General features: G+C 74.4%; 8 protein-coding genes. All 8 read right to left on the reverse strand.

Translation table 11 applies throughout. The features are described 5' to 3' along the window. Positions 1 to 4: 4 nt before the first annotated feature. Entirely contained in the window at positions 5 to 1,207 is a 1,203-nt protein-coding gene (locus EV378_RS35065) for a GNAT family N-acetyltransferase (RefSeq protein ID WP_243653920.1), read from the reverse strand. A 61-nt stretch (positions 1,208 to 1,268) separates the two neighbouring features. Further along, positions 1,269 to 2,063: a DUF4333 domain-containing protein gene (locus EV378_RS35070; RefSeq protein WP_132432358.1), complete on the reverse strand. Its 795-nt coding sequence runs from the start codon at positions 2,061 to 2,063 to the stop codon at positions 1,269 to 1,271. Positions 2,064 to 2,105: 42 nt separating this feature from the next. Further along, positions 2,106 to 5,024, reverse strand: coding sequence for a DEAD/DEAH box helicase (locus tag EV378_RS35075; protein ID WP_132432360.1), 2,919 nt, complete (start codon positions 5,022 to 5,024; stop codon positions 2,106 to 2,108). Positions 5,025 to 5,069: 45 nt separating this feature from the next. Then, positions 5,070 to 5,822 carry a UMP kinase gene (gene pyrH, locus EV378_RS35080; RefSeq protein ID WP_243653921.1) on the reverse strand — a complete coding sequence of 251 codons (753 nt, stop codon included), beginning with the start codon at positions 5,820 to 5,822 and terminating at the stop codon, positions 5,070 to 5,072. Between the two features lie 84 nt (positions 5,823 to 5,906). Continuing rightward, positions 5,907 to 6,857 carry a twin-arginine translocase subunit TatC gene (gene tatC / locus EV378_RS35085; RefSeq protein ID WP_132432362.1) on the reverse strand — a complete coding sequence of 317 codons (951 nt, stop codon included), beginning with the start codon at positions 6,855 to 6,857 and terminating at the stop codon, positions 5,907 to 5,909. A gap of 58 nt (positions 6,858 to 6,915) precedes the next feature. Then, the gene (gene tatA, locus EV378_RS35090; RefSeq protein ID WP_132432364.1) at positions 6,916 to 7,248 is read right to left on the reverse strand and encodes a Sec-independent protein translocase subunit TatA; all 333 of its coding nucleotides are present in this window, start codon (positions 7,246 to 7,248) and stop codon (positions 6,916 to 6,918) included. 173 nt (positions 7,249 to 7,421) lie between these two features. Continuing rightward, the gene (locus EV378_RS35095) at positions 7,422 to 8,363 is read right to left on the reverse strand and encodes a helix-turn-helix transcriptional regulator (RefSeq protein ID WP_243653922.1); all 942 of its coding nucleotides are present in this window, start codon (positions 8,361 to 8,363) and stop codon (positions 7,422 to 7,424) included. 11 nt (positions 8,364 to 8,374) lie between these two features. After that, positions 8,375 to 9,229: helix-turn-helix transcriptional regulator (locus EV378_RS35100; RefSeq protein ID WP_132432366.1), on the reverse strand; the 855-nt coding region annotated here is incomplete at its 5' end.

A 9,229-nucleotide genomic window follows, 5' to 3' on the forward strand; every position in this document is an offset into this window, starting at 1 on the left:
GCCGTCAGAAGCCCGTCCCGCACCACGGCACGACGCCGGTCGCGAACAGCGCGTCCGCCCGGGCCGGCGCGGACGGCTCGTGCGCGCGCCACCAGCCCGCCGCGACCAGCTCCGACGGCCGCCGGTCGCCCAGGTAGGCCATGGCCAGCGCGTCGACGTCGCACTCCAGGTCGGGGGCCGGGTCGCCCTCGACGAGCTTCGGGCCGTCCGGGCCGATCCGGAACGTGGCGTCGTTCGCCGGGATCAGGTGGTCGTGCACGCGCAGCACGACGGCGGGCCCGTCGCCCCACGTCCGGGCGGCGAGGGCGGCCGGCACGTCGAGCAGGCGTACCCACAGCTCGTCGACGCGTCCGTCGACACGTACCTCCCGCGCGTCGGTCAGCAGCAGATCGACCGACTCGTCGAGCGGCCGCTTGTACGCGACGATCCGGTCGACGAGATCCACACCGAGCAGGAACCGCCACAGGCCGGCCGCCGCGGCCGGGGTCGCGGCGTGCAGGTCGGACACCCGCAGGACCCAGTCGTCGCCGCGGTCGACGGTCCAGACGACGTAGCCGTCGTCGCCGGCCGGGCCGGTGTGCACGGCGGTCTCCAGCACGCCGCCATCGTTCACGGCCCACGCCCGTGACCGGGTCCACCAGTCGGCGTTGCGCGCCATCGTGCCCGGCCGCGCAGGGGCGAGCCGCTCGTAGAGCGGGACCAGCACGTCACGGGCACCGTCGCGGGGCAGCATCCGGATCTCGCCGCGCTCCGGTGCCGCGGCGCGGACACCGGTCCGCGGCCGGATCCGGACGTGCTCGCCGCGGGTCGCGACACCGTAGCCGTACCGCCCGTAGATCACCGACTCGCTGGCCGTCAGCTGGGCCAGCACGCCGCCGTGGGCGGCGGCGTCGGCGAGCTGGGTGCGCATCATCGCCGTCAGGTGCCCCCGACGGGTGCGGTCGGCGCGCACGCCGACGCGGGTGACGGCCGCCGCGGGGAGCGTCGCCCCACCCGGCACGGCCGTCCTGGTCGCGAACGACCAGGTGGTCCCGACCATCTCGCCGTTCTCGAACGCGCCGTACGTCCGGCCCTCGCAGTCCCCGACGGGGTTGGTGTCCCACTCGACGTCGGACACCGGCGGGTGGTGCAGCGCGCCGCGGAACAGGTCCGCGGCCGCGCGCATCTCGTCGGGCCGGAGCAGGCGTACGTCACGGTCGTCGTCCACGATCCCGAGGATCGCCGCCGACCGCCCCGGCTGTCGCCGGGTTTCGCGGATCAGACCGGGATCAGACCCTGCTGACCTGGTAGTCGCCCTCGTCGGTGGTGACCTTGCCCGGCACGGTGACCGGCTCGCCGTCGATCAGTGCCTGGCAGGCGAACCCGGTGTCCGGGGCGACCTTCACATCGTCCGGGCACTCGACGGCCCCGACCTGCAGGCCGTAGTCCTGGGTCAGGATCTGCGTGACGCCGTTCTGCAGGGCCGTCTTGTCCAGCGTTCGGGCCACGGCCCATCCGGGGTAGACGAACAGCCCCACCAGCAGCGCGATGACGAGGACGGCGCCGACGCCGATCCCGGCCAGCGCTCCCCTGCCGAGACCGAACGGTCCGCGGCGCGGGCCGCGGGACTCGGCGCGGGGCGCCCACGGCTCGTCACCGGACGCGAAGCCGGCCTGCGGCTCGGCGCCCCACGCCGCGGTCCGGTCCGGGTCGTTCCACGGGTCGTCCGGGGCGGCGTACGCGCCGTGCTGCGGCGCGTTCCCGTACTGGTCCGTGTACCGCTCGCCGTACTGGTCACCCCACGGCGCGTCGGCGGGGGCGCCCCAGCCGTCGCCGTCGTGGCGGTCCTCGGCCCGGCGGCGACCGCCGTAGGCCGGGGCGGGGTCGCCGTAGGGCTGGTCGTGGCCCCGGCCGGCCGCACGGTCGTCGTAGTCGTCGGCGGCCGGGTCCCACGCGCCGGTCGGCGGACCGGCGTCCGGGTCGCTGCCCCAGCCCCCGGGCGGCGGGGTACCCCAGGTGGGCGGGCCGCCCAGGTCCGGATCACGGTCGGCGCCGTAGCGGTCCGGTCCCTGCGGGGTGCTCATCGCTCGATTTTCCCACTTCACCGTTCGCGGGGACGCCCCGGGTCAGGCCATCCCGGCGGCGACGACGCCCCGCCGCACGGCGCTCGCCGCCCGGTGCGCGACCCGCCCGACGCCGTCCTTGCGGCCCGCCACGCCGGCGATCTGGTCCAGCAGGTCGAGCACCTGGCGACACCAGCGGACGAAGTCTCCCGCGGACAGCTCGTGCCCGTTGCGCTCGGCGGCCTCCAGCACCTGGGCCAGCGACTCGCCGCGGGCCCAGCGGTGCATCGGCCAGGCGAACGCCAGATCCGGCGCCCTGGTGCGCTCGGCCTTGTGCCGCCGCTGGTCGGCGTCCAGCTCCGTCCAGAGCTCGACGGTCCGTTCCAGGGCGTCGGAGACCGGTCCGGACGGCAGCCGCGGCATCGGCGCGTCGTCCCGGCGGGACTCGTAGACCAGCGCGGACACGACGGCGGCGAGCTCCTCGGGCTCCAGGCCCTCCCAGACGCCGTGCCGGAGGCACTCGGCCGCCAGCAGGTCGGACTCGCCCCACAGCCGGGACAGCGCCTGCCCGTGCTCGGTCACGGCGTCGGCCTCGAGATCGAGATACCCGCGCTCGGCGAGCAGCCCGCGGATCCGGTCGAACGCGCGTGCCAGCGAGTGGGTGGTGGCCCGGACCTTCTGGCGCAGCTGCTCGGTCTCGCGCTCGAGCCGGTTGTGGCGCTCGGCCCAGCGGGCGTGCGCCTCCCGGTCGTCGCAGCCGTGGCAGGGGTGCGCCCGCAGCGCCCGGCGCAGCGTGTCCAGCTCCGGGTCGCCTGCGGCGCTGCCGGTCCCGTTGCGACGCCCGCGCGGCTCCGAGGCGGGCGCCTCGATCCCGGTGTTGCGCAACGACGACGCCAGGTCCCGCCGGGCCTGCGGCGAGCGGTGGTCGACGCGCTTGGGCAGCCGCATCCGCCCGAGCGGGGCGACCGCGGCCGGGAAGTCGGACACCGACAGCCGCCCGGCCCACCGGTCCTCGTTCAGCACCAGCGGGCGGGGCTCGTCGCGCCCGGCGTGCCCGCCGAGACCGGGGTCGAGCACGACGGCCAGCCCGGCCCGTCGCCCACCCGGCACGGCGATCACGTCACCCGGCTTGAGCGCGCGCAGCGACTCCTCGGTCTCCTCGCGCGCGGACGCCGTGTTCTGGCGCCGCAGCGACTTCTCCCGCTCGGAGATGCGGCGGCGCAGGTCGGCGTACTCGGTGAAGTCGCCGAGGTGGCAGGTCATCGACTCGCGGTAGCCGGCCAGGGCCTCCTCGTTCCGGTCGATCCGCCGGGCCAGCCCGACCACCGAGCGGTCCGCCTGGAACTGGCCGAACGAGCGCTCCAGCATCTCCCGCGCGTCGTCGGTGCCGAGGCGGGCGACGAGGTTGACAGCCATGTTGTAGACCGGCCGGAACGAGCTGTGCAGCGGGTAGGTCCGGGTGGACGCCAGGCCACCGACGTGCTCCGGGTCGACACCGGGCGTCCAGATCACGACGGCGTGGCCCTCGACGTCGATCCCCCGCCGCCCGGCTCGTCCGGTGAGCTGCGTGTACTCCCCCGGCGTCAGGTCGACGTGCGCCTCGCCGTTGTACTTGACCAGCCGCTCCAGCACGACCGTGCGGGCCGGCATGTTGATCCCGAGCGCGAGCGTCTCGGTGGCGAACACGCAGCGCACGAGCCCGGCGACGAACAGTTCCTCGACGGTCTCCTTGAACGCAGGGAGCATGCCGGCGTGGTGGGCGGCGACGCCGCGCTCCAGCGCCTCGCGCCACTCCCAGTAGCGCAGCACCTCCAGGTCTGCCTGGGGGAGGTCGCCGGTGTGCTTCTCGACGATGCGGCGGATCTCGTCCACGTCGTCCGGGCCGGTCAGCCGCAGCCCGGAACGCAGGCACTGGCCGACGGCAGCGTCGCACCCGGCGCGGCTGAACACGAACGTGATGGCCGGGAGCAGCCCGTCGCGGTCCAGGCGGTCGATCACCTGCACCCGCGACGGCGGCCGGAAGCCACCCCGTCCGGACCCACCGGGCCCTCCGGACCGGGACCCGCGCCCGACGACCGCGGTCTCGTTGCGGGAGCGCTCCACCCGGCGGTCCCGCCCGCCGCCGCGGCTGCGGCCACGCGGCCCGCGGTCCCCGCCGCGGTCGGTGGCACGCTGCCCGGCGACGTCGCGGCGCTGCATCTCGCGGGTGTGGCGCACCAGATCCGGGTCGACGACGGTCTCGACGCGGGCCGGGCCCTCGCGCTCGACGCTGCGGCGCTCGCCGAACAGGTCGAACAGCCGGGTGCCGACCATCATGTGCTGCCACAGCGGCACCGGCCGGTGCTCGTCGACGACGACCGTCGTGTCGCCGCGGACCTCGACCAGCCAGTCGCCGAACTCCTCGGCGTTGCTCACCGTCGCCGACAGCCCGACGACGGCGACGTGCTCGGGCAGCTGGAGGATGACCTCCTCCCACACCGCGCCGCGGAAGCGGTCGGCCAGATAGTGGATCTCGTCCATCACCACGTAGCCGAGCTGGTCGAGCCGCCGGGTCGCGCCATCGGACTCGGCGTAGATCATGTTGCGCAGGACCTCGGTGGTCATCACCACCACCTGCGCGTCGCCGTTGACGGCGGTGTCGCCGGTGAGCAGCCCGACGGCGTCGGCGCCGTAGCGCGCCACCAGGTCGGCGTACTTCTGGTTGGACAGCGCCTTGATCGGCGTCGTGTAGAAGCACTTCAGGCCCTCGGCCATGGCCAGGTGCACGGCGAACTCGCCGACCACCGTCTTGCCCGCGCCGGTCGGGGCGCAGACGAGCACGCCGTGCCCGTCCTCGAGCGCCTCGCAGCCCTGGCGCTGGAACGGGTCCAGGTCGAACGGCAGGAGCCCGGCGAACTCGGAGAGGTGCGGGCGGGCGGACCGGTCCTTGGCCGCGGCGTAAGCGGCGGCTGGGTCGGGCGTGTGCGCGGTACGGGGGACCACTCCCCCAATCTGTCACATCCCGGGCCGGGCCACCGGCGAGATCCGTTACGGCGCGGCGAACTCCGCCTCGGTGACCGCCGCGTTGATCTCCGTGCCGTGGTGCTCGCCCTGGCAGATCGCGGCCATCAGGCCGTCGCGCTCGATGTCGAACACGTGCAGCGGGATGCCGTGGTCGCGGGCCAGGATGAACGCGGTCTGGTCCATCACCTTGAGACCCTTGCCGACGACCTCGTCGTACGGGAGCCGCTCGTAGCGGCGGGCGTCCGGGTTCGTACCCGGGTCGGCGTCGTACACGCCGTCCACGCCGTGCTTGGCGACGAGCAGCGCGTCCGCGCCGATCTCCAGCGCGCGCTGCACGCTGGGGTAGTCGGTCGTGATGAACGGCTGCCCGTTACCGCCCGAGAAGATCAGGATCGCGCCCTTGTCCAGGTGGCGCTTCGCGCGCAGCCGAAGGAACGGCTCGGCGACCGCGTTGATCGGGATGGCGGTCATCACCCGGACGTTGTCCTCGCCGAGCGCGGACAGCTTGCCGCGCAGCAGCAGCCCGTTGATCACGGTGCCGAGCATGCCGATGTTATCGGCCTCGACGCGGTCGATGCCCCAGGTGTCGGAGCGGTTGCCGCGGAACACGTTCCCGCCACCGACGACGACGGCGACCTGCACCCCGAGCTTGCGGATCTGCAGGATCTGCGACGCCAGGTGCTGCAGGGCCTGCGCGCTGAACCCGAACCCGTCGGCGCCGGCCATCGCCTGGCCACTGAGCTTGATGACCACCCGCTCGTACTTCACCTGAGTCACCGCTCCTCGCGTGCCGCTCCGTGCGCTGCCGGGCCGGATCGTACGGCCGATGCGGCGGCGCGCGGTGCGCCGGGGGCGGGAGGGTCAGGTGACGTCGTCGATGTCCCGGCGGCGGTCGGCGGAGTTCCCGTTCGTGGTGTGCGGCTCCACCGACGACGGTGGGTGGACGACCGCAGGCGGCTCGATCGCCGACGGGGGCTCGATCGCCGACGGCGTGGTGTCCAGCGGCGAGGGAGTATCCGGGTCCCAGGTGTCCCAGCCCTCGTCGAGGCGCCGCTTCGCCTTGCGCTTGTCGTTGATCCGGGAGATCTGGATGGCGAGCTCGAACAGCAGCGTGAGCGCCATCGCGAGCGCGATCATCGAGATCGGGTCCTGGCCCGGCGTCGCGATCGCGGCGAACACGAACAGGGCGAAGATCAGCCCGCGGCGCCACCGCTTGAGCTGCTCGTAGGACACGATGCCCGTGAGGTTCAGCGCCACGACGAGCAGCGGCAGCTCGAAGCTCACCCCGAAGATCACCAGCAGGGCGATGACGAAGTCGAAGTACTGGTTGCCGGCCAGCGCCGTGGTCTGGATCTCGTTACCGATGCTGAGCAGGAAGCCGAGTCCCTGCGGGATGACCAGGTAGGCCAGCACCACACCGCAGAGGAACAGCACCGACGCGACCGACACGAACGACAGCGCGTACCGCCGCTCGTTCGTCTTCAGGCCGGGGGTGATGAACCCCCACAGCTGGTAGAGCCAGACCGGGCAGGCCAGCACCACACCCGCCGTCGCGCCGACCTTGAGACGCAGCATGAACTGGTCGAACGGACCGGTGCCGAGCAGCGTGCAGGAGTTCGGGTCGGCCGAGAGCACCGCCCGGGATCCGGGCGGGAGCGCGCAGTACGGCTCCTTCAGGATGTTGCCCAGGCTCGGCAGGCCGAAGAACGCGACCTCGAACCAGATGTAGCCGAAGACCGTCGTGACCGCGATCGCGAGCAGCGAGATGCCGAGCCGGTTGCGCAGCTCGTACATGTGCTCGACGAGCGTCATGGTGCCGTCGGGATTGCTCCGCCGACGTCTGCGGAACGGGGCCTTCACGGCGGCGGGCTCAGCGTGCGTCGGTGCGGTCGTGCTGCGCCGGGGCGGGGGGCTCACCCTCCGGGCGTTCGGCCGGCTGTTCGGCCGGCTGTGCGGCCGGCTGTGCGGGCGGGGTCGGCTCCGGCGTCGTAGCCGGCGCGGCCTGGTTCACCTGCTGCGGCGCGTCGGGCTTCAGGTCCTCGCGGGGGTCGGCGGTCTTCGCGTCGTCCTTCAGGCCCTTCATCTCGCCCTTGAACACGCGCGCCGACTGGCCGACGGAACGGGCCATGTCCGGCAGCTTCTTCGCCCCGAACAGCAGCAACAGGACGCCGATGATGATCAGCCACTCGTAGCCACCCGGCATGGGTCTACCTCCGTCGAAGTCGGTGGACTCGATGGCGAGCATACGCGGCGTGACCAGGATGCCCGGCCGCGCCCACCCGTCGTCGTCCGTTGTTCGCCGCCCGGTCACGTCGCCCGGACGGCGGGGATCCCCTGATGCGTTCGCCGTATCCGCGCCTGCGGTTCGTGCGCGCGTCACCAGCCGGCGGACGCGGCCAGCGCCTGCCGGGCGCGTTCGGCCACCGTGGCCGCGAGCTCCGGCGGGTCCACGACGCGGGCGGCGCCGCCGAGGCCGAGCACGAGCCGGACCAGCCAGTCCGGGTCGGAGAACCGCAGGACGACCCGGATCGTCCCGGCCCCGTCCGGCTCGGCCGCGTCGTCCACCGGGTAGTACTCGGCGACCCAGTGCGCGTCCGGGCCCAGTTCCAGGGTGGCCGCCCGCTGGTCTGCGGCGGGCCGGAACACGCCGTCGGAGACGTCGGTGGGCTCGGCGTCCGGGTGCGGCTGGGCCGGCTCGTCGAGCACCTCGGCGTCCTCGACCCGGTCCAGCCGGAACAGCCGGACCCCCTCGGCCCGGCGGCACCACGCCTCCAGGTAGCCGCGCCCGTCGACGAGCAGCAGGCGCATCGGGTCCACCACGCGCCGCGACACGGCGTCCCGGCCGGCCGTGTAGTAGACGATCCGCAGGGCGCGACCCCGCTCCAGCGCGCGCCGGACGGTGCCGGTGCCCGCGTGTTCCGGGGCCGGGGTGTCGACCACCATGCCCGGAGCGGCCTCGCCGACCGCGGCCTCGATCTTGCCGGTGGCCCTGGCGACGGCGTCGGTGTCGGTGAGGCCGGGCGTCTCGTGGAGGGTGCGCAGCGCCACGAGCAGGGCGGTCGCCTCCGCCGTCGTCAGGCGCAGCGGGCGCTGCATGCCGGCGTCCTCGACGACCGAGACGGTGTCCCCGGCGAACGACAGGTCCACCAGGTCGCCGGGGCCGTAGCCGGGCAGCCCGCACATCCAGAGCAGTTCCAGGTCGCGGCGCAGCTGTCGCTCGTCGACGCCGAAGTCCTCGGCCATGTCCGCGATCCGCACGCCGGGGTGCGCCCGCAGGTAGGGCGCGAGCGACAGCAGGCGCGGCAGCCGGTCGGTCACGCCGCCGCCGGTCACCGCTGCCCCGTCCGGTCCGCCGGCCCTGCGGCCACGGCCTCCCCTGCCGCGCCCATCCACAGCGCCCGCACGGCGTCGGCCAGGTCGGGCGGGTCGAGCACGGCGGCGTCCCCGCCGTGGCCGGCCACCCAGCGCGCCACCACGCCGGGGCTGCGGAGCTCGACCTCGATCTCGACGCCGTCGCGCTCCCCGCGCCTGCGCGGCCCGACATCGCGGCCGAGGCGGCGCAGACCGTGCGCCCTGCCGTCGGCAACCCAGATCCGTGCCTTGCCGCTGACCGGCGGCGGCGCCACCGAGTCCCGGACCAGTCCGCGCAGGTCCACGCCGTCCGGTATCTCGACGGCGCCGGTCGGGCCGGTCGCCCGGACCGACCCGGAGATCCGGGACAGGCGGAAGCACCGGACGTCGTCGCGCCCGTGGTCGTGGCCGACGAGATACCAGCGCCCGCGCCAGGACACGACACCCCACGGGTCGACGGTGCGCCGGACGACCTCCCCGCCGGGACCGCCGCGCCGGTGGTCGAACGTCACCACCCGGCCGGACTCGACGGCGGACAGCAGCGGGCCGAGCGCCGGCTCACCGGCGTGCACCCGCGGCGCGACGGCACCGCCCTGCGACTCGTCCACCTCGACGCCCGCCGCCCGCAGCTTGACCAGCGCGCCCTGGGCCAGCCCGGACAGCTCCGGGGAGTCCCACAGGCGCGCGGCGAGCGCGACGGCCGTCGCCTCGTCCGGTTCGAGCTCGATCTCTCCGAGCTCGTAGTCGGCGCGGGCGATCCGGTAGCCGTCGTGCTGGTCGAAGATCGAGCGGCGGCCGGTCTCCAGCGGGACGCCCAGCTCGCGCAGCTCGGA

The sequence above is a fragment of the Pseudonocardia endophytica genome (assembly GCF_004339565.1).
Classification (GTDB): domain Bacteria; phylum Actinomycetota; class Actinomycetes; order Mycobacteriales; family Pseudonocardiaceae; genus Pseudonocardia; species Pseudonocardia endophytica.

Coding starts and splice junctions, on each gene's coding strand:
- EV378_RS35070 (WP_132432358.1), bottom strand. CDS start 2,063: ATGAGCACCCCGCAGGGACCGGACCGCTACGGCGCCGACCGTGATCCG.
- tatC (WP_132432362.1), bottom strand. CDS start 6,857: ATGACGCTCGTCGAGCACATGTACGAGCTGCGCAACCGGCTCGGCATC.
- tatA (WP_132432364.1), bottom strand. CDS start 7,248: ATGCCGGGTGGCTACGAGTGGCTGATCATCATCGGCGTCCTGTTGCTG.